A 1,237-nucleotide genomic window follows, 5' to 3' on the forward strand; every position below is an offset into this window, starting at 1 on the left:
GCCTGGATGCGATCCTGGACGCCGACCGCAAGTGGATCGCCAAGGGCAGCCTGCCCCTGCCCTGCGTCAATCCCAATGCCTGCATCAACATGATCGCCGGCAAGGTTTCCATGCTCACCGGTGCCACCGGCCCGATCACCACCACCATCACGGCCTGCGCCACCGGCCTGACCTCCATGATCACCGGTGCCATGCTGATCGAACTGGGCCGTGCCGACGTGGTGGTCTGCGGGGCCGTGGATTTTTCCCTGGTGGAACCGATCCTGGCCGGGTTCGCCACCATGAATGCCGCCTTCGTGCCCAAACCGGACAGCCCGTTTGATGCGCCCGCTACGGTCAGCCGCCCCTTTTCCGCGCATCGCCGCGGGTTCGTGGTCTCCGAGGGGGCCGGCTGCATTCTCCTGGCCGGCAAGCGCTTTGCCCGCGAACGCGGCCTTCCCTTTGATGTGGAAATCGCCGGCTGGAGCATGACTTCGGACGCCCACCATTTCGTGGCGCCCCATTTTCCCACGGTGCGGCGCTGCATCGCCGAAAGCATCGCCGATGCCGGTATAACGCCGAATCAGATCCAGGCGGTCAATGCCCATGCCGCCTCCACGCGGGCCGGCGATCAGGTGGAGTTCGACGCCCTTCGCGATGTCTTCGGCGATCACCTGCCGCCGGTAACGGCCAACAAATCGCTGATCGGCCACGCCATGGGCGCCTCCAGCGCCATCGAGACGATCTTCGCCCTTTTGGGCCTGCGCGACGGGGTGCTGCCACCCACGATCAACCATCAACCGGACCCGCAAATACCCATCGATTGCGTGGCCGAGGGACTCCGCCCGGTAGCACAGGAGCATGTTTTGAAAAACGCCTTCGGTTTCGGCGGCTGCAACGCCTGTGTCGTCTTCCGGCGGATCTAACGAAGGGAATCATGGTCATGGGAAAAACACAGGGAACCCCAAAAGCGTAGAGGCCAAATATCTTGAATCAACGAATGTCAAATGCCAAAACCCAAATGTCAATTGAAGGATTGAATCGATTATAGAATGGACAGAATACCACCATTTGACATTTGTCATTGGATATTTGACATTCGCCACTTGGCCACCGTGTCATGATGTTATGCTCGTTTGATTGTGAGTTGATATGAAAGCACCGCTCAACCGCAAAGTCTATGTCGTCGGCTACGACATCGCCACCGCCCTGGGCAGCAGCCTGGCCGCCACCTGGCCGCGTGCCGTGCGGGGGGAAG

1 protein-coding gene is annotated in these 1,237 nt (G+C 60.7%); it reads left to right on the forward strand.

All coding sequences use genetic code 11. From position 1 onward, the window contains the following. A partial coding sequence (locus JCM12296_RS34950; protein WP_054702805.1) for a beta-ketoacyl-[acyl-carrier-protein] synthase family protein occupies positions 1-905 on the forward strand: 905 nt, incomplete at its 5' end. Between the last annotated feature and the right edge of the window lie 332 nt (positions 906-1,237).

The organism is Desulfosarcina cetonica JCM 12296, from assembly GCF_001311845.1.
GTDB lineage: Bacteria > Desulfobacterota > Desulfobacteria > Desulfobacterales > Desulfosarcinaceae > Desulfosarcina > Desulfosarcina cetonica.